The 26,164-nt window shown below is 32.6% G+C and carries 24 protein-coding genes and 1 pseudogene; 7 read left to right on the top strand and 18 right to left on the bottom strand.

The window, feature by feature from the left end; translation table 11 throughout:
• From BOW55_RS03890 to BOW55_RS03825, 14 genes are all read right to left on the bottom strand, one after another.
• Positions 1-854: substrate import-associated zinc metallohydrolase lipoprotein (locus BOW55_RS03890; RefSeq protein ID WP_129023051.1), on the bottom strand; the 854-nt coding region annotated here is incomplete at its 3' end.
• 16 nt (positions 855-870) lie between these two features.
• Complete coding sequence (locus tag BOW55_RS03885; RefSeq protein WP_129023050.1) at positions 871-2,346, bottom strand: RagB/SusD family nutrient uptake outer membrane protein; 1,476 nt, start codon at positions 2,344-2,346, stop codon at positions 871-873.
• An 11-nt stretch (positions 2,347-2,357) separates the two neighbouring features.
• Positions 2,358-6,086, bottom strand: a complete 3,729-nt coding sequence (locus BOW55_RS03880; protein WP_129023049.1) for a SusC/RagA family TonB-linked outer membrane protein — start codon at positions 6,084-6,086, stop codon at positions 2,358-2,360.
• A 306-nt stretch (positions 6,087-6,392) separates the two neighbouring features.
• Entirely contained in the window at positions 6,393-7,505 is a 1,113-nt protein-coding gene (locus BOW55_RS03875; RefSeq protein WP_129023048.1) for a FecR family protein, read from the bottom strand.
• Positions 7,506-7,592: 87 nt separating this feature from the next.
• A complete protein-coding gene (locus BOW55_RS03870; protein WP_129023047.1) occupies positions 7,593-8,204 on the bottom strand; it encodes an RNA polymerase sigma factor in 612 nt (203 codons plus the stop codon).
• A gap of 326 nt (positions 8,205-8,530) precedes the next feature.
• Positions 8,531-8,959, bottom strand: coding sequence for a hypothetical protein (locus tag BOW55_RS03865; protein WP_129023046.1), 429 nt, complete (start codon positions 8,957-8,959; stop codon positions 8,531-8,533).
• 144 nt (positions 8,960-9,103) lie between these two features.
• Complete coding sequence (gene sucD, locus BOW55_RS03860; protein ID WP_089055483.1) at positions 9,104-9,976, bottom strand: succinate--CoA ligase subunit alpha; 873 nt, start codon at positions 9,974-9,976, stop codon at positions 9,104-9,106.
• Between the two features lie 86 nt (positions 9,977-10,062).
• Positions 10,063-10,425 (bottom strand): nuclear transport factor 2 family protein, encoded by a 363-nt coding sequence (locus BOW55_RS03855; protein WP_089055484.1) that lies wholly within the window; start codon positions 10,423-10,425, stop codon positions 10,063-10,065.
• A 1-nt stretch (position 10,426) separates the two neighbouring features.
• A complete protein-coding gene (locus BOW55_RS03850) occupies positions 10,427-11,356 on the bottom strand; it encodes a UDP-3-O-(3-hydroxymyristoyl)glucosamine N-acyltransferase (protein WP_089055485.1) in 930 nt (309 codons plus the stop codon).
• A gap of 136 nt (positions 11,357-11,492) precedes the next feature.
• Positions 11,493-12,059 carry an elongation factor P gene (efp, locus tag BOW55_RS03845; RefSeq protein WP_089055486.1) on the bottom strand — a complete coding sequence of 189 codons (567 nt, stop codon included), beginning with the start codon at positions 12,057-12,059 and terminating at the stop codon, positions 11,493-11,495.
• Positions 12,060-12,151: 92 nt separating this feature from the next.
• Positions 12,152-12,937, bottom strand: a complete 786-nt coding sequence (gene lpxA, locus BOW55_RS03840; protein WP_089055487.1) for an acyl-ACP--UDP-N-acetylglucosamine O-acyltransferase — start codon at positions 12,935-12,937, stop codon at positions 12,152-12,154.
• A 72-nt stretch (positions 12,938-13,009) separates the two neighbouring features.
• The gene (locus tag BOW55_RS03835; protein WP_089055598.1) at positions 13,010-14,398 is read right to left on the bottom strand and encodes a bifunctional UDP-3-O-[3-hydroxymyristoyl] N-acetylglucosamine deacetylase/3-hydroxyacyl-ACP dehydratase; all 1,389 of its coding nucleotides are present in this window, start codon (positions 14,396-14,398) and stop codon (positions 13,010-13,012) included.
• A complete protein-coding gene (gene lpxD, locus BOW55_RS03830; RefSeq protein ID WP_129023045.1) occupies positions 14,391-15,434 on the bottom strand; it encodes a UDP-3-O-(3-hydroxymyristoyl)glucosamine N-acyltransferase in 1,044 nt (347 codons plus the stop codon). The genes BOW55_RS03835 and lpxD overlap by 8 nt, the downstream gene beginning before the upstream one ends.
• 39 nt (positions 15,435-15,473) lie before the next feature.
• Positions 15,474-16,703 (bottom strand): HD domain-containing protein, encoded by a 1,230-nt coding sequence (locus tag BOW55_RS03825; protein WP_129023044.1) that lies wholly within the window; start codon positions 16,701-16,703, stop codon positions 15,474-15,476.
• A gap of 220 nt (positions 16,704-16,923) precedes the next feature.
• Between BOW55_RS03825 and BOW55_RS03820 the strand changes: the two genes are divergently transcribed.
• The 5 genes and pseudogenes from BOW55_RS03820 to BOW55_RS03800 all read left to right on the top strand — a co-directional run bounded on the left by BOW55_RS03820 (position 16,924) and on the right by BOW55_RS03800 (position 21,249).
• On the top strand, positions 16,924-18,477 hold the full coding sequence (locus BOW55_RS03820) for a bifunctional response regulator/alkaline phosphatase family protein (protein ID WP_129023043.1): 1,554 nt from the start codon (positions 16,924-16,926) through the stop codon (positions 18,475-18,477).
• A 100-nt stretch (positions 18,478-18,577) separates the two neighbouring features.
• Entirely contained in the window at positions 18,578-18,985 is a 408-nt protein-coding gene (gene tsaE, locus BOW55_RS03815) for a tRNA (adenosine(37)-N6)-threonylcarbamoyltransferase complex ATPase subunit type 1 TsaE (protein WP_129023042.1), read from the top strand.
• Between the two features lie 90 nt (positions 18,986-19,075).
• Positions 19,076-19,543 carry a GNAT family N-acetyltransferase gene (locus BOW55_RS03810; protein WP_129023041.1) on the top strand — a complete coding sequence of 156 codons (468 nt, stop codon included), beginning with the start codon at positions 19,076-19,078 and terminating at the stop codon, positions 19,541-19,543.
• 84 nt (positions 19,544-19,627) lie between these two features.
• A pseudogene (locus tag BOW55_RS03805) lies at positions 19,628-20,826 on the top strand (alanine dehydrogenase).
• A 36-nt stretch (positions 20,827-20,862) separates the two neighbouring features.
• Positions 20,863-21,249: a DUF4258 domain-containing protein gene (locus BOW55_RS03800; protein ID WP_129023040.1), complete on the top strand. Its 387-nt coding sequence runs from the start codon at positions 20,863-20,865 to the stop codon at positions 21,247-21,249.
• A 64-nt stretch (positions 21,250-21,313) separates the two neighbouring features.
• On the opposite strand, the gene BOW55_RS03795 is transcribed toward BOW55_RS03800, so the two are convergent.
• Together BOW55_RS03795 and BOW55_RS03790 are read right to left on the bottom strand one after the other, a co-directional pair.
• The gene (locus tag BOW55_RS03795; protein ID WP_129023039.1) at positions 21,314-21,985 is read right to left on the bottom strand and encodes a uracil-DNA glycosylase; all 672 of its coding nucleotides are present in this window, start codon (positions 21,983-21,985) and stop codon (positions 21,314-21,316) included.
• A 9-nt stretch (positions 21,986-21,994) separates the two neighbouring features.
• A complete protein-coding gene (locus BOW55_RS03790) occupies positions 21,995-22,348 on the bottom strand; it encodes a hypothetical protein (RefSeq protein WP_129023038.1) in 354 nt (117 codons plus the stop codon).
• A 112-nt stretch (positions 22,349-22,460) separates the two neighbouring features.
• On the opposite strand from BOW55_RS03790, the gene BOW55_RS03785 reads away from it, so the two are divergent.
• Both BOW55_RS03785 and BOW55_RS03780 read left to right on the top strand, forming a co-directional pair.
• Entirely contained in the window at positions 22,461-24,626 is a 2,166-nt protein-coding gene (locus BOW55_RS03785) for a DNA mismatch repair protein MutS (RefSeq protein WP_129023037.1), read from the top strand.
• A gap of 137 nt (positions 24,627-24,763) precedes the next feature.
• On the top strand, positions 24,764-25,207 hold the full coding sequence (locus tag BOW55_RS03780) for a thiol-disulfide oxidoreductase DCC family protein (protein WP_129023036.1): 444 nt from the start codon (positions 24,764-24,766) through the stop codon (positions 25,205-25,207).
• Positions 25,208-25,237: 30 nt separating this feature from the next.
• Here the strand turns inward: BOW55_RS03780 and BOW55_RS03775 are convergent, their stop codons facing one another.
• The gene (locus BOW55_RS03775) at positions 25,238-25,663 is read right to left on the bottom strand and encodes a hypothetical protein (RefSeq protein WP_129023035.1); all 426 of its coding nucleotides are present in this window, start codon (positions 25,661-25,663) and stop codon (positions 25,238-25,240) included.
• Between the two features lie 89 nt (positions 25,664-25,752).
• Complete coding sequence (locus BOW55_RS03770; protein ID WP_129023034.1) at positions 25,753-26,136, bottom strand: acyl-CoA thioesterase; 384 nt, start codon at positions 26,134-26,136, stop codon at positions 25,753-25,755.
• Positions 26,137-26,164: the final 28 nt, after the last annotated feature.

The raw sequence follows: 26,164 nt of genomic DNA, 5'->3' as shown, positions 1-26,164 counted from the left end.
TTTATTACTGCACTTGTATTTTTCTCTGCCTCATCTCTTAAAGCATAGAAATCCATGTTGAAAGCGTCTTTAAAATATTTTACTACAATTGCTTCTTTTGCTTTTAATGCGGCTAAAGCGGTTGGACTTTTAATACCTTTTAAAAATGCCGCATATTCAGCTTTTGAATAAATTAAGATCATAGATGCAGTTTCGGCAAAATCTTCATTGATGTTTGATCTTGCATAACTGGTTATAAACCCAAGTTCATTTGATTCTGGTATCTCATAATTGTACCAATCTGCTGTGTAACCACCTGGTGTCAGGGTTTTCCACGCTTTTTCATCAAATGGTTTATTTTGGTTTAAGATGTGTATGTACTCGTGCTGAATTGTATGTACAAACTCTGATACATTTTCTCTATTGTCTTGATCTATATAATCGGTTTCGAATAATGTAACACGCTGCCCTCCTTCGGCCAAACCTAAAGTTCTGGTTCCTACACTATTTAAATTCACACCGCCTATTAAAACAATTTCTCTTGGAGCAATTTTTTTTACAAAATCTGGACCTCCAATCGTTAAATAACTATTAAGCCATATTGTTTTCACAATTTCAAGTGCTGGTTGCACTTTTTCTGTTAATGGAGGAAAAAGAAAACGACTGTTATCTACTGTATTTTGATTCCATTTGTATTGCACATTAATATTGTATGGATTTAAATAGGTTGTTGTAATCCAATTATCTAGCTCCGTTTTTATTGGCTGTGTATAGTCTAACTGGCTTTCTCCCGGCATTTCATCACTTCCACATGAAACTAGTACTGTAGAAACTATTGCTAAAATCGCAATTTTATTATATTTTAATAATTTCATAATTTTACTTTTAAGATTATCTAGGATTCAGTTCAACGCCCGTACTTGATGCATGCAATGGAATTTGCAAAGCTCTGCGGTTGTCATCTTTAGCTAATGTATTTACTGGTTTGTTTGCCGTTTCGTGTTTTACAACAATATTAAAACGTTTAATATCAAACCATCTAAGTCCTTCGTGTATAAAATCTCTTCTTCTTGTTTCTGCAATTGCTTTTATGTACGATGTCTGTACTGGTGTCATTGCATAGAATGGCGTATATTCATTTGCAACCACTGGAAATTTAGCAACTACTTTTGCTTCCGTTAATTTATCTGTTGGGGCATAGGTTGGTGTTCTTGTTGCTAAGAAATATTCTAATTCATCGTTTGCTAAAGCAGTTTGCCCTTTCATTACATGTGCTTCAATTCTGTTTAAGAAGAATTCATCGTTGCTTAATAAAACTTCAGCGACAAATGGTTCTCCAATTGCTGCAGTTACATTTGAATATTTGAAATACTCATAAAATTTAGGCACAAATAAAGTTATACTGCTGTTTGATGAATATAGGTTGTAATAATATGGTTTTCCAAAAAGGTTTGTGGTCGGGCCAAAAACTTCTGGCTGACGCGCACCTGAAAGGTTAAAACGGTTTAAATGATATACTCTGCTTACAATTGTATTTGCAGAAACGATCAATAAATTTGTTTCGGCAGCGCTGCTTGAGTACTTTAACTGCTGATCTTCTACACCTAAAGATTCGTAAGCTGAATAATCTCTAAGTTTTCCTTCTGGTTTTGAACCTAAGTCATTAGATAATTCAATTACTCTATCCCAATTTCCTTTTATTAAATAAAATCTGCTGGCGAAAGCTTTTGAAGCATTTACGTTAAAGTGAAATCTAGGTTCTTTGTAATTGTTTGTTACATATTTTAAACCTTCTTCAAGATCTTTCTCTATAAAATCAAAAACTTCAGCAACTGTATTTCTTTTGTATTTAGTCACTAATTCTGTTTCTGGTTTTGTTACATAAGGAACTCCTAAATCTGTAGCTGCTGTAGCCGGATTATAACGTTTGGCCCAAAGTGAAACTAACATAAAATGAGAATAAGCTCTTGCTATTAATGCTTCTCCTTTTTGTGGGTTCAAATTTGATGTATTTCCTAATTCATCAATTGCCTGTAAAGCTTTATTTGCATGTGCAATAGCTCTATAACAAGCATCCCAATAATAAGCCTGAGTATCGATCTCTGTTGCTTCTGTTTGAATTTCCCAGTTATAGTTTTGTTCATTTTTTCTTATTGTTTCCGGCAGTCCGCTGTCAAAAACGTTATCAGACATTGTTTCGGCAATCTCAAAATAACTCATTTGAGGATAAGCTTCAACTAACAATTCTGATATTTTTTCAGGCGTGTTTATTTCAGTTCTGTTATCTGGTTTTTCCGAAAGAAAATCATCACAACCAGTAATACAAATAAGTATTAATAGGGATAGTGTTATTTTTAAGTTTTTCATGTTTTTGACTATTATAATGAAAGATTTAAAGTAAATGTGTATTGAGATGTTACTGGTAATGCAACTCCTCCAGAATTACGAAACTCAGGATCTTGGCCGTTTAATCTTTTATCAGAATAAATCAACCATGGGTTAACAGCAGAACCTTTTAACGTAAAAGTGCTAAGTCCTAATTTTCTTTTAAAATCTTTAGGAAACTCCCAGCTCAAAGAGATATTTTTTAATCTCACAAAATCACCATCAGCAATTCGAACATCAGAGTAATTATAAGTATTATATGCTCTTGCAAGAGTACGTTCGCCGTCGTAATTTGCATTCAAACGCTTGTCTGCAATTACAGGAACATTAGTATGATTTTCATCCCCTGGATTTATCCAACGATTTGTAAAATCTTTAGTAAAAACTGTTAAATCGTCATAAGCACTATCATAAATAGGATTTAAACGAACTTTATTTCCTCCTGAGCCTACAAAAAACACATATAATGACCAATTCTTATAAGTAAATGTATTAGCCCATCCTATTGATTTATTCGGTTCAATTGAACCTTCATATTTCAAATATTTTGTTACATCAATATTATCTTGAAAATTAGCACCCGTAATATTATTCTCTGCACCATCTTGCAGGATAAATGTTGGTAAACCTTGGTTGTTTAATCCTGTAAACTGATAAGAATAGATTGAGTTTCTTGGATGACTAAGTGTGTTTCCTCCATTTGGATCAACTAAATCAAAAGCTGTTGGAGTGTTTTGCAATCTTGTAATTTTTTGTGTAAATACCGAGAAATTAACTGTAGAAGACCAATTAAAACTCGGAGAACTTAGAATTTTCCCAGTTACACCAATCTCTAAACCTTCCGTTTCCATATCAGCATTATTTCCTTGTCTAATTCTTTGACCCCCAATTCCTGAAGTAATCACATAATCCACTAGATCAAATGCTTGACGACGATAAACATCTGTTGTAAGCTGTAATCTGTTGTTAAACATTCCAAGATCAACCCCAATATTTGTTTCAAACTGTTTTTCCCAAGTTAGGTCACCATTTTGCAACTCATCAATTCTAATTCCAGATTCCCTGTCATCAAGAAGAAAACGATCTGTGATAAAGCTTTTGTAGATTGCCAATGAGTTAGTTGCCGGACCAGCAGTAGCTGTTAAACCATAAGATGCTCTAAGCGCTAAAGTGTTTACCGATTCAACATCTTTCATGAACTTTTCTTCAGCAACATTCCATTTTCCACTAAAAGTATAAGTTGGAAGCCATCTTGATGAATCGCTGTTTCCTTGTCTGTTAGATCCATCATAGCGACCTGTTACAGAAGCTGTATAGCGACGATCATAAGTGTAACCAACTTTTCCGAAGAAACCTACTGTTCTTTCTTTTTCTTCGTTGAAGCCATAATACGAATCTCCTCCGTTTATTATTTTTTCGATTATTCTTGGATCTGTAAATGCTGTTAAACCTCTGTCGTATTGTAAACCTGCAGCTGTAAAATTATCACTTGTTCTGTCTACAACTCTCATTTCAGTTCCAAACAAACCTTCTAATTCGTGTTTTTCATTGAATGTGTTTCTATAATTAACACTGTTTCTTAGGTTGTAAGAAGTTAAATCATTTGTAAATTTTCTAAGAAAACCTCCATTTGGCAATACTGAAACTTTTGGAGCTGTTAAATCATTAGGATCTTGATACAAAAAGATGTTTTGATCTCTAACTAATGTATTAACTCCATCTTCACCTTCAGGAGTACCCGCTTTATAAGCTCCTACTACATTTGAACCTTCTAAAATTTTATGCTCACGGCTTGTGTTTGCATAACGAGCAGAACCTGTTAAGTTATACGTTAAATGTTTATTAATTTTATAATCTAAATCTAATTGAAAACGAATGTCTTTTACTTCAATTTCCATATAGTTATTTTTTAACTCATTGATGATATTCATCTTTGCCCAGTTGTTTCTGTAATACTCCAGTTCTCTGTTCTCATCATAAGGTCTCAAAGTTCTACTTGTATTTAAAACATAGTTGAATGGGTTAATATCAAAATCACGTGTTACTTTACCAAAAACAACATCTTTTTCGCTTTCATAACTACCAGGGGCACCTTGATCACGAATAGACGCAAGAGTCGAAAGTGTAATATTTAATCTATCATTTACATAAAATGTCCCTTTGATATTACTTGAAATCTGTTTTACATCATCAGCTATAGTCCATCCCGGATCTGTATAATATCCTAAAGAGGCATAAAATGTATTATTTTTTCCTCCTCCAGAAAAACTTAAGGAATGATTTTGAGTGATCGATGGTCTGAAAAGCACATTAAACCAATCTGTATTGGCTAATTCATATTTCTTTAAAAAATTGTTACGACTAACCGGATCATTATTTACTAAATAACCACCAGTTTCAGGAATATAAGTATTAATAGCACGCCCTAAAATATTATAAGCTCCACCATATCTTCCATTTACCGTTGAAGGAAGATCTAAATACCCTTTAGACTCCATTTCTTTAAAAATACTCATTGACTCCTGAGAATTCAAAATATCATATTGGCTGTAGTTTGGTACTGCTCTTACTGTTTGCTCTAAACCATAACTTACTTTTAATGGAGAATCTCTACGTCCTTGCTTTGTAGTTACAACAACAACACCATTTAATGATCTTGATCCATAGATAGAAGTTGCAGATGCATCTTTAAGAATTTCAATGCTTTGAATATCGTTTGCATTTAATCCCGCAACCGAAGAGCTTAACAATGTTTCAGAATTTCCTGAAGCTAAATCCGCGAACGATAAATTGATAATATCTTCTTGAACAACTCCATCAATTACCCATAGTGGTTTAGTATCTCCAAAAATAGAAGATGATCCACGTACCGTAATTTTAGGTGCAGTACCAAAAGTTCCTGTAACATTTTGTACTGTAACCCCTGCAGCTTTTCCTTCGATCATTCTGCTTACGTCAACAACACCATCAACTTTCAATTCAGCACCAGAAATTTTGCTGATTGCCCCTGTAAAGGTTCTTTTTGATGTTTTCTCATAACCTGTAGTTACGACAACTTCTTTTAAGTTTTGTCCTACTTCACTAAGAACTACCGTTGGAGTAGTATTAGATATACCTATTTCTCTAGTTTCCATACCAACGTAAGAAATAACAAGCTTATCAGAGTTTGAAGGCATCTCGATAGAGAAATTACCATCAAAATCTGTTAATACAGCCGTTTTTGTTCCTTTTACCATTACTGTTGCACCAGGAAGAGGACTTCCGCTCGCATCAGTTACTTTTCCTTTGATAATTGGTCCTGCAGTTAATACTTCAAAAAGTGAATCATGATTATCTGCACTTGCAAACGGATCTTCGCTTGTCGTTTTTTGCAAGATAATTTGATTGCTTACTTCTGAAAACGCAATATTAAAGGGAACTAATATTCGACTAAGAATACTAGATAAAGTCTCTTGATTTGCCTCAATGCTAACCTTTCGGCTCAATTGAGGAAGTCGTGAATTATACGAAAATTTTACATGTGCAGACTTTTCGATTTTAGACAAAGCACTATCAAGAGTCAAATTCTCAACTGTAATTGTAACTTTTGTATCTAATTTCTTTTGCCCATTTACATTATTTGCCATAGCAAAGCTTGAAAACACAAGTGCTAAGACAAACTGAAATAGTGTTATTTTCATGATTCTATAGAGTAATCGTTGTTTAACAACTGGTTTTTTCATAATTTTGATTTGTTTTGATTAATACTTATTCGAGTGTATTCTAAGAAACGAATGAATTACTCTTTACAGAGAGAAAATTCAATTTAATAAGTGTCGTGGTGTTACAGCATCGCGGCACTTTTTTTTACAGCATTCTTTTTCACATAGGCAGTTTCATTTTTTTTGGTTGGTTTAGTTTTTGGTCTTTTTGTTTATATTTTTAAATATGAAATAAACTACAATTAGTTTCACAACTGAAAGTTTTTACATCGAAAAATTTCCGATTAGTGACAAAACATCTAAATGCAATTACAGTTGCATTAAAGATTAATTACAGCCTTGGGATGTTATAATTATCTGATTTCCGTTCATTTCAAAACTTGTACTATTCCCGATACTTTTACAAACAATTTTTAATTTTTCGGTTAAAGGCTGATCGCTCAATGAAGTGGTTAAATGACAATCTTTTAATTTATCTTTTGGATAATCAATATCAATTAAATAAGCTTGCTCAATTGTTTCAAAAATTTGAGAAACTGGGATATCGTTAAATTCAAAGCTTAACTGTTCAATATTACCAACACTCTTTGCAAGTACTACATCTTGAGTAATATCAGTTATTTTATTAAATTTCAAATCATTACGCAAAAAACGTAAAGCTTGATTTGGAAGCAGTACAATCTCTTGTTGATCTGACTTAGAAATCATATCGTTTGATTTTACCTTAACTTTACCGGTACGAACAAGAATTTCAACATCAGGCTGATCAGAATAAGCTTTAACTCTAAAACTAGTTCCTACAACTTTGGTGACAATCTCGTTCGCATAAACGTAAAAAGGCTTAAGAGGATTTTTACTAATTTCAAAGAAACCTTCGCCGGATAAATACACCTTTCTTTCGTTTCCGGTAAAGATTTTAGGGTAACTTAATTTACTATTTGGCTGCAATAAAACAGAGCTGCCGTCTGATAATGTGATAATTTGCGGTTTATTAGAATTATTAGTCTGTTCTACCAAACCTTCATTATTATCATCGATAAGTTCTTTGTAAGTAACTATTTTACTTTCGGATTTAAAATATTGATTATAACACCAAACAGACATCAAGCACAAAAGAAAAGATGCCGCAATTCCAGAAAAAAGATATCTTCTAAAAAAAGTAATTTTTGAATCTTGTTGTGCGCTTTGAGATTCTTTTTCACGAATCTTTATCCAAGTATTCTGTAACGCTCTGTGAATATCAGATTTTGTAAGTTCACTTTCTGGAACTTTCATAGAAAGAAGCATTAACCTGGCATCTTCTACTAGTTTTGCTCTCTGTTGACTTTCTAAAGTCCATTCCTCCCATCCATCTTGATCTATTTTAAATAGAATCCAGGATTGAAATGATTCATCAGATAAAAAATCTTCTATTTCGGTATATGTGTTACGTTTTTGCATCTAAAAATAAGGTTACAAAAACATAGAGGACAGCTTTCTTATTATATACTCACTAAATTGTGATTTTTTTTATTTTTTTTACTTTATTTAAAAAGTGCTTGAAAACAGTATTGTAATAATAGTTAAACTACCCTTCCATTCTTTACGAAGAGTAAGTAAAGCACGGTGCAGCAAGTTATTTGCAGATTGATAATTAATATCCAGCATTTCGGCGATTTGCTCAACACTAAGACCCTGATGGTAACGCAGATAAAGGGCTTCTTTTTGTCTTGGAGGTAATTCGTTGAGCAATTTATTCAAATGAACTACTTTTTCTTTTGTAACATAATCATCGTCCAAAAGTTCATTATCGACAGCAAATTCTAATAAAAACTCAACAGCATCTGTGCTTGCTGTTTTTCTAAAAATATGATCGCGTTCGTACAATCGAGCAATTCTCTTTCTTACACTTGATAACAAATAGGCTTTTACTACAACTGAGCCTTGCAATGAATTTCTATAAAGCCAAATATCTGTAAATACATCTTGCACGCAATCCTGAACTTTTTCTGCATATGGAGAAAGCGAGTTCCCGTAGCTCACCAAATCGCTGTAGTGTCTTTCAAACAGAAGTGAAAATGATTTCTCATCTCCTATTTTTAAATCATTCCAAAGTGTATTGTCATCAATAGAATTGACTGGTAAGATTCGGGTTTTCATAATTGACAATTATTATCTAAACAAGAAGACATTTTTTATTAATGCAGAGAACACATTATTTTAACATTAAATTTTTGTTTTGTTCGCTAAATATATAAAAGCAAATATTTAAAACCAATTATTTTACATAAACGACGCGGTTTCTTAATACAAAAAATGCCCTTAACTTAGACTGCGTCAGCGTTCTTAAATAAATGTTAAAAAAATATCCATTCTTTCAAAACAACAAAAAGTAAGATTTAAACTACTCGAAAATTTTACATCAACTCAATAAAAAAGCCTTACTAAAAAGTAAGGCTTCTATAATTTAAACTACGAAATGACTTTTAGAAAGCTACATTCCATCTTGGTAATTTTCCGTTTTCATCTAAGAAATTTTGTAAAACTTGTCCTTCAACAGCAGTTGGAATTGCTTTTACATCTGCATTAAAAGTTTCATACCAAACTACTTCAAGAACAGAGATATTCTCTAATTTCATTTGCGCCGGCCAAGAGTATTTTCTTCCTGTTTTTGCAAACTGATGTCCATTTACAATTTTATCATATAATCCTCCGCTTTTGCTTTTAAGTGTTCCGTCGTTTTGCACAGTACCTGTAGAACCTGCCATGATTAATTCCTTTGAATCTCCGTCAATTTCATAAACCACAAAAATCCCAGCACTCCCCTCAGGAGCATTACAAACTTCTTCTAAACTATCATTAACAGTAAAAGTAAAACTATTACTTGATTTAAACTTTTCTAATTCTTTACTCATCGTTTTTTATTTTTAAGCTTCTAAGATACTGAGACACAAAGTTGCTCCGTTTTTAATTTATATTCCAACATTTTAAAAATGTAAAAAAGTCTCAACAAAATATTGAGACTTTTTTGGAATTTGTTATTTTAAATAACTTGAAGATTATCCAAGTACTTCTTTTACTTTTTTACCAATTTCAGCTGGTGAATCAACAACATAAATACCGTTGTCTTTCATAATTTGTTTTTTAGCAGCAGCTGTATCATCAGAACCACCAACAATAGCACCTGCGTGACCCATTGTTCTACCAGCAGGAGCAGTTTCTCCAGCGATAAAACCAATAACTGGCTTACGGTTACCATCAGCTTTTACCCATCTTGCAGCATCAGCTTCTAATTGACCTCCAATTTCACCAATCATAATGATTACTTCAGTTTCTGGATCGTTCATTAATAATTCAACAGCTTCTTTAGTTGTAGTTCCAATGATTGGATCTCCACCAATTCCGATAGCTGTAGTAATTCCTAAACCTTGTTTTACAACTTGGTCAGCAGCTTCGTAAGTTAAAGTTCCTGATTTAGAAACAATTCCAACTGTACCTTTTTTGAAAACGAAACCTGGCATAATACCAACTTTAGCTTCACCTGGAGTAATAACTCCTGGGCAGTTTGGTCCAATTAATCTAGAATTTCTTTCTTTAACATAATTATTTGCTTTAATCATATCTGCTACAGGAATTCCTTCTGTAATAGCAATAATTACTTTAATTCCAGCATCAGCAGCTTCCATAATTGCATCTGCAGCAAAAGCAGGCGGTACAAAAATGATAGATGTATCAGCACCAGCTTGATCAACAGCGTCTTTTACTGTATTAAAAACTGGACGATCTAAATGGCTCGTTCCTCCTTTTCCTGGAGTAACACCACCAACAACATTAGTACCGTACTCAATCATTTGAGAAGCGTGGAAAGTTCCTTCGCTCCCTGTAAATCCTTGAACAATTATTTTGGAATCTTTATTAACTAAAACACTCATGATATATATTTTATGTAGTTTTTAAAATTGTGTTGCAAAAATAAGGTTTTGTAATGTATTTTGCCTCTTTTATTGTCAAAAAAATATTAAGAAAATTGACTCATCTGATAACCTCTATAAAGTTTGTCATCTTTTATCTGCCAAAATGCAGAAAAATGCGCCAACAGCATCTCTTCACGAGGATTCTCAATTGTTTTTACATAGTGAGAATAACGTACTGAAACTAGATCTTCTTCGGCAATAATATGGCTGATTCGCACTTTTGAACGAACATAAGCTCGACTTAGCTCATTGGCCATTTCCAGCATTGAGTCATGATTCATCTCAATATATCCTTTACTGCTATTCCATTCTAAAATAACTTCAGGATGGAGATACGTTTTAAGAATTTCACTATCAATTAAGGCATCCGACTTATAAAATTTTTGAACAAACTCTTTTATAGACATATTACTTCAATTTAGTTAGAATTTCAGGAATCTTTTTGATATTGGCTAATTGTTTTAACTTTTCTCTTGATTCTTCAATTGGTGTTCCGAAGTAAGACTTACCTCCTTCTACCGATTTCGTAACACCAGTCTGCCCCATTACAACCGCTTTTGCTCCAATTGTGATTCCGCTTGTTGTACCTACTTGTCCCCAAATAGTCACTTCATCTTCAATAATTACACAGCCGGCAATACCAGTTTGAGAAGCAATTAAACATTTTTTACCAATAACTGTGTCATGTCCAACATGTACTTGGTTATCCAGCTTTGTTCCCTCTCCAATAGTTGTATCTCCAGTTACACCTTTGTCAATTGTACAAAGTGCTCCTATTCCAACATTGTTTTCAATAACCACTCTGCCGCCAGAAATTAACTGATCAAATCCATCAGGGCGTTTTTTATAATAAAAAGCATCTGCTCCTAATATAGTTCCTGCATGAATCATAACATTATCTCCAATTACGGTATGATCGTAAATAGTAACGTTTGGATGTATTAAACAGTTTTTACCAATAGTTACATTGTTTCCAATAAAACAGTTAGGCTGAATAACAGTTCCTTCTCCAATAGTCGCAGAAAGTGCTATCGATACAGTTGTCGCTTGAAAAGGTCTAAAATGTTTGGTTAAGGTATTAAAATCTCTGAAAGGGTCATCAGAAATTAAAAGAGCTTTACCTTCTGGACATTCAACTTCTTTATTAATTAAAACAATAGTCGCAGCAGATTGTAAAGCTTTGTCATAATACTTTGGGTGGTCAACAAAAACAATATCTCCAGGTTCTACAACATGAATTTCGTTCATGCCTAAAACGGGAAAGTTTTTATCACCAATAAATTCGCAGTTAAGCAAATTTGCAATTTCTTCTAAAGAGTGAACTTTTGGAAATTTCATATTTTATAATTAGAAAATTTGTCAATTAGAAAATGTGTCAATTAGAAAATGAGTCAAATAGAAAATGAATATTCAAAATTATGTTTATTCATAAATTATCTAATTGACTCATTGACAAATTATCTTAATTAATAATTTACTCTTTTACACGCTCCATGTAAGAACCTGAAGCTGTATCAATTTTAATTTTATCTCCTTCGTTGATAAACAACGGAACATTTACTGACGCACCAGTTTCTACGGTAGCAGATTTAGTTGCATTTGTAGCTGTATTTCCTTTTACTCCTGGCTCTGCGTAAGTAACTTCAAGAATTACAGATCCAGGCATATCTACTGATAAAGGCAAATCTGTTTCAGTATTAATTTGAACCATCACATTTGTTCCTTCTTTCAATAATCCCGGCGCATCTAAGATGTTCTTGTTTAAAGAAATCTGCTCAAATGTTTCAGCATTCATGAAGTGAAATTCATCTCCTTCAGCATATAAAAACTGAAAAGTATGTGTTTCAACACGAACATCCTCGATTTTATGTCCAGCAGAAAATGTATTATCTAATACTTTTCCTGTTGTTAAACTTTTTAATTTAGTTCTTACGAAAGCTGGACCTTTTCCAGGTTTTACGTGAAGAAATTCAATGATTTTATAGATATCGTGATTAAATTTAATACACAATCCGTTTCTAATATCTGATGTAGATGCCATTTGTTTTTGTTTTATTTAATTTTTTTTCAATCGCTTAATCGTTTATTTGTTTCGACTAAACGATTATACAAATAAACAATTAAATTTTATTTTTAATAGTTTCCTGAATAACCTTTCATAATTCCTCGTGATGAATTTCTAATAAAATCTAGAATTTCATCTCTCTCAGGAGTAGCTTCCATTTCGGCTTCAATAATACTTAAAGCTTGTGTTGTATTGTAATTTTTTTGATATAGAATTCTGTAAATTTCCTGAATTTCTCTGATCTTATCTGTACTGAAACCTCTTCTTCTTAAACCAACAGAGTTAATTCCAACATAAGACAATGGCTCTTTTGCCGCTTTTGTATAAGGCGGAACATCTTTTCTAACCAATGAACCACCTGAAATCATGGCATGATCTCCAATATGAATAAATTGATGAATAGCTGCTAAACCTCCAATTACAGCATGATTACCCACTACTACGTGACCCGCTAAAGCAACTCCATTTACAATAATGGCATTGTTACCAATTTCGCAATCGTGCGCAATGTGCGCATAAGCCATAACTAAACAATTGTTACCCAGAATAGTTTGTCCAGAAGCAACTGTACCTCTATTAATAGTAACACATTCTCTAATGGTACAATTATCTCCAATAATAGCAAGAGAATCTTCGCCGCCAAACTTCAAATCCTGCGGCACAGCTGAAATTACAGCACCAGGAAAAATATTGCAATTTTTACCAATACGGGCACCTTCCATGATGGTTACATTTGAACCAATCCAAGTACCATCACCAATAACAACATTATTGTGAATTGTTGTAAAAGGCTCAATTACAACGTTTTTAGCGATTTTAGCGCCAGGATGAACATATGCTAATGGTTGATTCATCTATGTTTTATATTTTAAATTAAAATAATCTAATTTGGGGCAGTAAACCTAAACAATAAAATTGATTATTTATTATTGTTTTCTTGCGATTTGTGCCATTAATTCTGCCTCGGTAACTAATTTTCCGTTTGCGTAAGCATTTGCCTGCATATGGCAGATTCCTCTTCTGATAGGAGAAATAAGTTCACATTTGAAAATTAGTGTATCGCCTGGCAATACTTTGTGCTTGAACTTAACATTGTCAATTTTCATGAAATATGTTAAATAATTTTCAGGATCTGGAACTGTACTTAATACTAAAATTCCACCTGTTTGTGCCATTGCTTCAACAATTAAAACACCCGGCATTACTGGAGCTTCAGGAAAGTGACCTACGAAGAAATTTTCATTCATAGTAACATTCTTCAAACCAACCACATGACGATCAGACATTTCGATAATTCTGTCAATCAACAAAAATGGAGGTCTGTGAGGAAGCATTGCCATAATTTTATGGATATCCATTAATGGCTCTTGGTTTAAATCGTAAACTGGAACATGATTTCTTTGTTCAATTTTAATGATTTTTGCCAATTTTTTAGCAAACTGAGTATTCACATAGTGACCTGGTTTATTTGCAATGATTTTTCCTTGAATACGAACTCCAATAAGAGATAAATCACCAATAACATCAAGTAATTTGTGTCTAGCAGCTTCGTTTGGATAATGCAAAGTCAAGTTGTCTAAAACACCATTTGGCTTAACAGAAATTTCGTCTTTACCAAAAGCTTTCTTTAAATTAGCCATTGTAGTTTCAGAAATCTCTTTATCTACATAAACAATTGCGTTATTTAAATCACCGCCTTTAATTAATCCGTGCTCTAATAATGACTCTAATTCATGTAAAAAACTGAAAGTTCTTGAATTAGCAATTTCATTTTTAAAGTCAGCTATACTTTTAAGTGTAGCATTTTGTGTACCTAATACTTTTGTACCAAAATCCACCATAGTTGTTACTTGATAGTCATCACTTGGCATTACCAAAATTTCGCTTCCAGTTGCTTCGTCAGTAAATGAGATAACTTCTTTTACAACATAAACATTACGGCTGGCATCTTGTTCTTCGATTCCAGCTTTTTCAATTGCTTCAACAAAATATATTGATGAACCATCCATGATAGGAAGTTCAGAGGCATTTAATTCAATAATAATATTGTCCAAATCGCAGCCAACTAATGCAGCTAAAACGTGTTCTGGAGTCTGTATCTTAACACCTAATTTTTCTAAGTTAGTACCTCTTTGTGTATTAACAACATAATTAGCATCAGCCTCAATGACTGGCTGACCTTGCAAATCAACTCTGACAAAAGTGAAACCGTTATTAATTGGAGCTGGTTTAAAAGTCATTGTAACTTCTTTTCCAGTGTGTAATCCAACTCCTGTTAGTGAAATTTCATTTTTGATGGTCTTCTGTTTAACCATTATTTCCATTTTTTGGGTTTATTATTTGTTTTTTTAATTCTTCCAGTTCGGCAACAATCTTAGGAAAGTTTTTAAAATGAACATACGATTTATTAAAATCGGTATATCCAAGTGATGGTGTTCCTTGCAGAATTTCATCGTCTTTAATGTTTCTCGCAACCCCAGACTGTGCCTGAAGTCTAACATTGTTCCCTATTATTAAGTGGCCTGCTATACCAACCTGCCCGCCAATCATACAGTTTTCGCCAATTTTAGTAGAACCCGCAACACCGCTTTGAGCAGCAATCACAGTATTTTTACCAATTTCTACATTATGAGCGATCTGAATTTGATTGTCTAATTTAACTCCTTGTCTAATAATTGTAGAACCAAGAGTTGCTCTGTCGATCGTAGTATTAGCACCAATGTCAACATTATCTTCAATAATAACATTACCAATTTGTGGTACCTTACTATAAACTCCTTCTTCATTTGGCACAAAACCAAAACCATCTGCACCTATTATAGTACCGGAATGAATTGTACAATTGTTTCCAATTACGGTCTCTGAATATACTTTTGCGCCTGCAAAAATACATACATTGTCACCAATAACTACATTGTCACCAATAAAACTGTTTGGGTAAATTTTTACATTATTACCTAAAACAACATTTTGTCCTATATAACTAAAGCTGCCCAAATATAGATTTTCACCATATTTAGTTCCTTCTGTCATAAAAGAGTTCGCTTCAATTCCGCTCTTATTCAATTTTACTTGGTTATAAAAATGTAAAAGTTTAGAGAAAGAAGCATAAGCATCTTCTACTTTTATTAAAGTTGTAGTAATTTCCTGCTCAGGTATAAAGCTGTCGTTAACAATTGTAACGCTTGCTTTTGTAGTATATATGTAATTGATATATTTGGGATTAGCCAAAAAAGTAAGCGATCCTTCCTCGCCCTCCTCTATCTTAGAAAGCCTAGAAACTTCTGCATTGGGATTCCCAACAACTTCTCCTTCTAAAATTCCCGCTATTTGTTCTGCTGTAAATTTCATCGCGACAAAAATATAAAAAATAGATTTTAAATGTTAATTTTAGATAAGTTGTTTTGGAAAACAGATGTAATATTTTGTCACCAATTTAGATAACGATTTCAAATTCAACTGATCAGAGGCTTCTACAACATCTTCAATTGTTTTGTCTTTTTTCAAAATTCGAATCGGTTCCGCTTCTTTACTGTAAGCTTGATTCTTAATTTTTCCTCTAAATATAAAGTAACCCGCTTCTAACTGTGAAATATGATGTTCCTCAGCAAATTCTTCTTTTAAAGATTGTGATTCTTCCATCGGAATTTTCTCTGCACTCAGCTTAATTTTCAATAAATCTCTATTGATTAACATTTTACTTAAAGTAGAAAGAATAAAATCATCCTGTTTCTGCCATGCCTTAAGGGCACTTATAATATCAAAATCATCTAATTGAGAAAACAAATCCAATTTTTCAGCATCAAAATCTTCTATTGTAATTTTGTTTTGCATGAAATACAAAAGCGGCTCACTGCAAGGCAGTTTGACTCCTTTTAATGTAAGCTCTTTTGCTCTTTTTAAAACTTTCATCAAAATCAGCTCCGCCACCAAACTTGTTTTATGCAAGTAAGCCTGCCAGTACATCAACCTTCTTGAAAGTAAAAATTTCTCTACCGAATAAATCCCTTTTTCTTCAATTACCAAAACACCGTCAACCACATTCATCATCTGAATTAAACGTTCAGAATTAACATTTCCTTCGGCAACACCAGTATAAAAACTGTCACGTTTTAGATAATCCATTCGATCCATATCCAACTGACTTGAAATCAATTGAAGCATAAATTTTCGATGATAATCTCCTTTAAAAACCTGAATGGCTAAACTTAATTTCCCCTCAAACTCATCATTTAACTGATTCATGAATAACAATGAAATAGCTTCATGATTTACATCTTCAACAATACTTTTTTCCATAGCATGCGAAAACGGTCCATGCCCAATATCATGCAGTAAAATTGCAATATACAATGCGCTTTCTTCTTCTCCAGAAATCGCAACTCCTTTAAATCTAAGCGTATCTACAGCCTTTTGCATTAAATGCATACAGCCAAGCGCATGATGAAAACGGGTATGATTTGCTCCGGGATAAACCAAATACGACATTCCCATTTGCGAAATACGACGCAAACGCTGAAAATACGGATGCTGAATTAAATCATAAATAAGTTCGTTCGGGATAGAAATAAACCCGTAAATAGGGTCGTTGAATATTTTAAGCTTGTTATAATGAGTCACTAGTTGGCTATTTTTTGGTCAACAAATATAAGTAATTAACTATAAACAGGTTTTAGTTTTTAACTTAAAATATCGAGATTTAACATCAGTATTTTCCTGAAATTTACAAATAAACAAAATCAAAGCCGAATTATTTTATAATTAACATTCCTAATTTTATACTATTTTTAATACTTTTTAAGTTCTATACTTCTAAATTGCATTAAAATTAAACTCGTTTATGGACAAAATAAAAATACTTTGGGTCGATGATGAAATCGATCTTTTAAAGCCACATATATTATTCCTCGAAAAAAAGAATTACGCTGTAACAACCTGTAATAATGGTCTTGACGCCATTGCTTTATTTGAGGAAGACAATTTTGATATTGTTTTTTTGGATGAAAATATGCCTGGAATGAGCGGCTTGGAAACACTTTCTGAAATGAAAGAGAAAAAATCAGCTATTCCTATGATTATGATCACTAAAAGTGAAGAAGAATACATAATGGAAGAAGCAATTGGATCTAAAATTGCCGATTATTTGATTAAACCAGTAAATCCAAATCAGATTTTATTGAGTTTAAAGAAAAATCTAGACGATTCAAGATTGATTTCAGAGAAAACCACTTTAGATTATCAAAAAGAATTCAGAAAAATTTCAATGGAATTAGCGATGGTTAATTCTTATGAAGACTGGATTGAGCTTTATAAAAAACTCCTTTTTTGGGAATTAAAACTAGAGAATATCAACGATCAAGCGATGATTGAAATTCTGGAATCTCAAAAAGTAGAAGCCAATTCGCAATTCGGAAAATTCATTGAACGTAATTATGAAGACTGGTTTGCTCCAAAAGCCGACAAACCTATTCAGTCTCACAATTTATTCAAAGAATTAGTCGTTCCAGAACTTAAAAAGAAAGACAAACCAATTCTGTTTGTTGTAATCGACAACCTTCGATACGACCAATGGAAATCTTTTGAAACTGTGATTTCCAATTATTACAAATTAGAAAAAGAAGTTCCGTATTTTTCAATTCTGCCAACAGCTACACAATATGCCAGAAATGCTATTTTCTCAGGTTTAATGCCTTTGGATATGGAAAAACAATTTCCGCAATATTGGAAAAATGATGTAGAAGATGGCGGAAAAAACTTGTACGAAGCAGAATTTTTGTCGGCACAATTAAAACGTTTGGGTTTAAACATTAAAGAAGATTATTTTAAAATCACCAATTATGCCGGCGGTAAAAAATTAGCAGAAAACTTCAAAGCTTTAAAAACAAATGATTTAGTTACAGTGGTTTACAACTTTGTAGATATGCTGTCGCACGCAAAAACAGAAATGGAAGTGGTAAAAGAATTAGCTTCTGATGATAAAGCATATCGTTCTTTAACATTAAGCTGGTTCAAAAATTCTCCGTTATTAGAAATTATTCAGCAGGCACAACTTTTAGGTTTTAAGTTAATTCTAACAACAGATCACGGAACTATTAATGTCAAAAATCCGTCGAAAGTTGTAGGAGATAAAAACACCAGTCTAAACTTGCGTTATAAAACGGGTCGCAGCTTAACCTATGAACAAAAAGATGTTTACGTAGTAAAGGAGCCAAAAACAATTGGTTTACCCGCAATAAACATGAGCAGTTCGTTTATTTTTGCCAAAAATGATTTTTTTCTGGCTTATGTAAACAACTACAATCATTATGTAAGTTATTACAAAAATACCTATCAACACGGGGGAATCTCACTAGAAGAAATGATTATTCCGTTTTTGGTCTTTAACCCGAAATAAAAAAATATTGCCTCGAATTTCATGAATTTTTATTTTATGTAAAAAAAGTAAATTTTAATTCGTGAAAATTTGTGAAATTCGTGGCAAAAATAACATAACAATGAATATCGTTTTTTCTCTAGATCAAATTCAAGAAGCAGCAAAACAAATTTTAGATTCAAATCCTAAAAAAATCATTCTTTTTAATGGTGAAATGGGCGTTGGAAAAACTACCTTAATCAAGGAGTTATGCAAAAATTTAGGTGTTAAAGACGCTACCAGCAGTCCTACTTTTTCATTGGTCAACGAATACTATACTTCTAATAATCAGATCGTTTATCATTTTGATTTTTATCGTTTAAATAAAGAAACTGAAGCTCTGGATATGGGTGTTGATGATTATTTATACTCTGGAAACTGGTGTTTTATAGAATGGTCTGAAAAAATTGCAAGTCTTCTTCCTGAAGACACATCAACTATTACAATTGAGTTATTGGCAGACGGAAAAAGAGAATTAAAATTGGTCTAAAAAACTTAAAATACCTTTGAAGAATCTTTGCCGTAAATTTTTCTCTTAAAAATATGTAATGATTCGAACTTAAGAAGCACAAAAAACAGAATGAAGAATACTGTAGAAATCATCCCTTTTTCACAAGATCTGAAAGAGCACATTAAAACTTTAAATATAGCTTGGCTGACCAAATATTTTAAAGTAGAGGAAAAAGACGAATTAACGCTTTCAAATCCGCAAGAAGAAATTATTGACAAAGGCGGAATGATTTTCTACGCAAAATACAACGACGAAATTATTGGAACGGTTTCTTTACTAAAAGTTGACGATTCAACATTCGAATTAAGCAAAATGGCTGTTTCTGATACTGCGCAAGGATTAGGAATTGGCAATAAACTACTTGAACATTGTATCGATATTGCGAAAGAAAATGACATAAAAAAACTCTTTTTATACTCTAATACAACTTTACTTCCTGCAATTCATTTGTACAAAAAATTTGGTTTCGCAGAAATCCCTTTAGAAGCAGGGGTTTACAAAAGAGCCGATATTAAAATGGAGAAAATAATATCTTAACATTTGACCTTAGTATTAGCAGAATTTTTACACTAATTCTAAAACTTTTTACGTAATTTGTACTCTTAATTTTTTGCATAACTCATGTCAATTACCTTAACTCCGTTTACAAAGCAACAATTAATTCCACAAGAAGAAAAACTTGAGGTTGGTCGTTTTAAAAGAGAACTTTTTATAGGAATTCCAAAAGAAACCAGCTATCAGGAAAGACGTATCTGTCTGACTCCCGATGCCGTGAATTCTTTAACTTATGAAGGTCATCGCGTAATGATAGAATCTGGAGCTGGAGAAAGTTCGAGTTATACGGACAAAGAATATTCTGATGCTGGTGCAGAAATCACTAAAGACACCAAAAGAGTTTTCGGTTGTCCGCTTTTATTAAAAGTAGAACCGCCTACTTTAGCCGAAATCGAAATGATAAATCCAGAAACTATTATCATTTCGGCAATTCAATTAAAAACAAAAAAAGATCTTATTTTGAAGCTTTGGCGCAAAAAAAGATTACAGCATTAGCTTTTGAATATATAAAAGACGAAGACGGCACTTATCCCGCTGTAAAATCTTTAAGTGAGATTGCTGGAACAGCTTCAATACTTATTGCTGCCGAATTAATGATTACAACTGAATTTGGAAAAGGACTTTTATTTGGTAATATTACCGGCGTTCCTCCTACCGAAGTCGTAATTTTAGGAGCGGGAACCGTTGGCGAATTTGCTGCAAAAACTGCAATAGGACTTGGCGCAAATGTAAAAGTATTCGATAATTCTATCACTAAATTACGCCGACTGCAGAATAATTTAAGCCAGCGTATTTTTACTTCTACAATTCAACAAAAAGCATTATTAAAAGCTTTAAGACGTTGTGATGTTGCCATTGGAGCCATGCGAGGCAAAGAACGCTGCCCAATTATTGTTACCGAAACTATGGTAGAGCACATGAAAAAAGGTGCCGTTATCGTTGACGTTAGTATCGACACTGGCGGGTGCTTTGAAAGTTCTGAAGTAACAACACACGAAAAGCCTACTTTTATTAAAAACAATGTTTTGCATTATTGTGTGCCAAACATTCCTTCCCGTTACTCAAAAACTGCCTCATTATCAATAAGTAATATACTTTCTCCTTATCTTCATCAAATTGCTGAAAACGGAGGATTAGAGAGTGCTATAAGATGCAACAAAGGGCTTAAAAACGGAATTTACTTATACCACGGAATTCTAACAAATAAAGCAATTGGCGACTGGTTTGATCTGCCAGACAACGATATTAATTTACTTGTATTTTAAAGGAACTTTAATGTACCTTTGCAAAAATTTTATTTCATGAAGTTCGTACACCGTTTTGCATATTATTTGATTGGTTTAGTAATGGGTTGTTTTGTTGTAGCCCTTATTTTTAGTGGTAAAGATACTCGTTGCAACTATTTCCCAAATGCCAGAGTTTTAAATGATTTAAGAACAAAACCTTTTCAATATTCTGATAAGGCCGTTCAGACCTTAAATGAAAAATGGGTTGATACTGCCGATGTAAAAAATACATTAACCTATGGCGATGTAGATTTTGACCAAAGTAATGTTCCGTTCAAAAACGGAAAAATATACATTATTGAAGGAAAAACAGCTAAAAATCAAGAGATTATTCTAAAAGTAGTAAACTACGAAAAGAAAGCTGTACTAGAAGAAATAACAAAGAAACCAGCAGATCACTAGTCTGTAAAATTTAAATTTACCGAGCTTCTGTCATTTCGACAAAGGAGAAATGACAAGATCAATCTCACAACCATTCTATTTCTTTAATCCCTTTTGATTTTAGAAAAGCATTTGTTTGACTGAAATGTCTATTTCCAAACCATTTCCCTTGATTTGCACTCATAGGAGACGGATGGCCTGATTCTAAAATATAATGTTTAGAGCGATCTATTTTTAATCCTTTTTTCTGAGCAAAACTTCCCCATAACAGAAAAACGACATTTTCTTTTTGGTCTGAAACAGCTTGAATTACAGCATCTGTAAAAAGATTCCATTTTAAATGTTTATGACTATTTGGACTGTCTTTACGAACTGTCAGCGAAGCATTTAGAAGTAAAATTCCCTGCTTTGCCCATTTTTCAAGATTTCCTGATAACGGCATAAAAATCGAATCCAGATCAGTATTTATTTCTCTGAAAATATTGCGAAGTGACGGCGGAATTTTTACCGTATCATTTACCGAAAAACTTAAACCATTGGCTTCTCCTTCTCCATGATAAGGGTCTTGACCAATAATTACAATTTTCAAATCGGCAAAACTGCAGTTATTAAAAGCCGAAAAAATCAACTCAGCTGGAGGATAACAAGTATGTGTTTTATACTCAGTATCCAAAGCCTCCATTAATGTAGAAAAATAAGGCTTTTGAATTTCGTCTTTTAAAACGCCTTGCCAATCTTGAGATAAATTAATTTTCATTCCAATAAATTATAAGTTAAATTCAAAAATAGTATAAAATAAAAAGTGCGATATATTAATTTCTAGCCAGCTCTCCTCTTTGCACCATGCAGAAGATATAGAAGTAGAAAAACTAAAACCGTCTCCTTCAATAAAGGAACTTTTTGACATTTTAACAATTGCTTCTTTAATTAACTCTTCGTCGAAACCAGCAACATCTACTTTTATTACATATGGATCTGTATTAATTTCATCCTTAAAATCTATATCTGAACCACTTACAAAAACTTTCGCTTTTTTATATTCTAATTTTCCATTCAAAATATTATTTCTAATAATTCCAAAAACTAAATTATCTTCATAATCAACTAATTCCTTTTTCATCAATTAAAATTTTATCACAAATTACGCAAAGTTTTTTTCAAACTACTAACCAATAGTACTATTTAGTTTTTAAAACTTTGTAACTTTGAAACCTTACAACTTACGATATATAATGATATCTATTACCGAAAAAACATTACAAGATTTACAATTTCCAACGGTGCTCGAAACTATTTCGGCTGGCTGTAACACAGATATTGGAAAAGAAAAAGCTTTACAAATAACACCTTTTAGAGATAAAGAAACATTGATGCAGGCTTTAATGCAAACTTCAGAGTATGTTTCTTCTTTTCAAAATAATAACGCATTGCCAAATCACGGATTTGATGCAATAACGCACGAAATTAAATTTCTGGCAATCGAAGACAGTTTTCTAGAAGTAGGAAGTTTTAGAAAAATTGCTACACTTTCGTCAACAACAAATACCTTGCTTACTTTTCTAAAAAAGTTTGATGATTATTATCCCAATATAAATGCAAGGGCTTCAAGAGTTGAGTATACAAAAGACATTGTTTCTTTAATTGATGCAATTGTAGATAAATACGGTGAAATAAAAGACAATGCCTCTCCTGCTCTTTTGAGCATCCGTCAGAGCATGAATTTAGTACGCGGAAAAGTGAACCAAAGTTTTGGTGTTGCATTGACACAATACAACAGCTTAGGATATTTGGACGACATTAAAGAAAGTTTTGTTCAAAATCGCCGCGTTTTGGCTGTTCTTGCTATGTATCGTCGTAAAGTAAAAGGTTCTATTTTAGGAAGTTCTAAAACAGGAAGTATTGCTTACATCGAACCAGAAGCAACTTTAAAATACTCGCGTGAATTAAGCAATTTAGAATACGAGGAAAAAGAAGAAATCACTCGAATTTTAAAACAGTTATCAAATTCAATTCGTCCGTTTTTACCGCTTTTAATTGAATACCAAGAATTTCTGAGTGATATTGATGTTGTTGCTGGAAAAGCAAAATATGCTAACCGAATTAATGCCATTTTACCAACGATTACAGAAGAAAGAAGATTGTTTTTTAGAGAAGCTTATCACCCAATTTTATATCTAAATAACAAACAAAAAAACGAAGTTACGCATCCGCAGACTATTGAATTAAAACAAGAAAATAGAATTATTGTAATTTCTGGTCCAAATGCCGGAGGTAAAACTATTTCCTTAAAAACAGTTGGTTTACTGCAATTGATGCTGCAATCTGGAATGCTGATTCCTGTGCATGAGCGAAGCGAGACTTTCTTGTTCGATCGAATTTTAACAGATATCGGAGATAATCAATCTATCGAAAATCATTTAAGCACATACAGCTACAGATTAAAAAACATGAATTATTTCTTGAAGAAATGCAACAAGAAAACCATGTTTTTAATTGATGAATTTGGTACAGGTTCTGATCCTGAATTAGGAGGTGCTTTAGCCGAAATTTTCCTAGAAGAATTTTACCATCGTGAGGCATTTGGAATTATCACAACGCATTATTCTAATTTGAAAATTTTGGCAAACGAATTACCTTTTGCTACAAATGCAAATATGATGTTTGATGAAAAATCGCTTGAACCAATGTATAAATTGGCTTTAGGACAAGCAGGAAGTTCGTTTACATTTGAGGTTGCTCAAAAAAACGGAATCCCATTTGGATTGATTAACCGTGCAAAGAAGAAAATCGAAGTTGGAAAAGTTCGCTTTGACAAGACCATCGCAACACTTCAAAAAGAAAGATCGAAACTGGAAAAAACTTCTTTAAATTTAAAAGAAGAAGAAACTCGAGCACGCGAGGAAAGCAAAAAGATGGAAAACATCAATGTAAAAATCAAACAAAAACTAGAAAGCTATCAGGAATTATACGACAGCAATCAGAAAACAATTTACATTGGTCAAAAAATCGAAGATATTGCAGAAAAATACTTTAACAATAAAAACAAAAAAGAACTTATTGGCGAGTTTTTAAAAATTGTTGAAATCGAAAACTCTAAACGTAAAAAAGCAACTCCAAAAGAAAGTAAAGCAATTATTGAAAAGAAAAAAGAAGTAATTGCAGAGGTTTCTGTGAAAGTGGAAGAGATTAGAAAAGAGAAAAAGGAAAAGAAACTCAAACCAGTTATCGAAAAACCAAAACCTATTTTAAAAGTTGGCGATAGAGTTAGAATGCTCGACGGAAGATCTGTGGGAAGTATTGATTCTATCGAAAAAAATAAAGCAACGGTAAACTACGGTATCTTTACCTCAAAAGTAAGTTTAGACGAATTGGAGCTTGTTGAAGCTGCTAAGAAATAGTTGATGGTTGATGGTTTTTGATTTTTGGTTGATAGTTGTTTATTAATACTTGATTCTTAATACTTAATCATCAATGGATTTTTAGATCCAAATTGGAGCTTTATTCGGAAAACAATGAAATGAAGCAGATATATAAAATGGAAAAACAGAGTGAAATTGTTTCGCTGCTTCAAAAAACTGCAGAGAACAAAAAAATAATACTATTTGACGGCGTTTGCAATTTATGCAGCAACGCCGTTCAATTTGTTATAAAACACGATAAAAAAGATACTTTCCGTTTTGTGGCTTTGCAATCTGACTTAGGAAAAGAAATCTGTACTTATATTGGCGTTGATCAAACTAAAATTGACAGTATCATTATGTACAATCCTGGTGTTGCTTACTATTATAAATCTGACGCTGTAATCGAAATTGCCGAAGATTTGGGCGGATTGTATAGTTTAATGGCAATTTTTAAAATTCTTCCAGAAAAGCTTCGAAATTACATTTACGATTATATTGCTGCTAATCGCTACAAATGGTACGGCAAGAAAGAAAGCTGCATGATTCCTACGCCAGAACTAAAAGCAAAGTTTTTGTAAAAAACATCTTGAAATCAAAAACTAAATTCACTATTTAACCTCTTCAAAAGTAAATTTTGGGTCTTTATAATTTAAAGTTCCCGGCAAAAAACAAGGAAGGTTCATATAAGTCCCCACTACACCATTCCCTAAAACTAGTTTATTTTCTTTTCGCAAAAAAGCCAAAGGAACTCTTTTCCAGCTTCCTCCATTAGATATAAAATGAAAATCGCCTCTAAAAGTATCTCCTTTTATATCGCCTCTTACATCTCCTGAATCTTTACCAATCCTATTATACAATATTTCATAACGTCCAAAAAAACGTTTATCACTGATATTTAAAACCAAAATTGCAGTATCATTATTATTTACGGCACGGTAAAAAACTTGTTTGTAACCTGTTTTTTCTTCTTTAGAATTACAAGAAATGATAAGTGCAAAAATCGAAAAAAGAAACAAAAGTGATTTTAAATTCATAGTATATATTTATTTTGACATAAGTTAATATTACTCACAACTTATTTGCTGTATGATTTACTTATATCATTTATAATGATTTAAGTAATTTACAAGCGATCTTTTACAAACTCAATTTGAGTTTTTCCGTGGGCACTAGGCTTACCATTTTCATCGAGGTTTACCATTGTAGTTTCGTCGATTGTAATAATGGTTTCACGCGTCATCATATTTCTAACTGCACATTTTAAAACTACCGAAGTATTTCCAAATTTAACCACATCAATCCCAATCTCGACAATATCTCCTTGTCTTGCTGAACTTCTAAAATTAATTTCAGACATATGTTTGGTTACAACTCTCGGATTTTCTAACTGAATTATAGTATAAAGCGCCAGCTCTTCATCTATCCACGCTAATAATTTTCCTCCAAATAAAGTTCCGTTAGGATTTAAATCTTCGGGCTTAACCCACTTTCTAGTATGAAATCGCATAATTTTAATTTATAAAAGTAAAAATAGA

Origin of the sequence: Flavobacterium sp. YO12 (assembly GCF_004119495.1) — a bacterium.
In the GTDB taxonomy this organism is placed as follows: Bacteria; Bacteroidota; Bacteroidia; order Flavobacteriales; family Flavobacteriaceae; genus Flavobacterium.
Note: the sequence above shows the minus strand (reverse complement) of the source record. Positions and strands in the feature narration are given on the sequence as shown.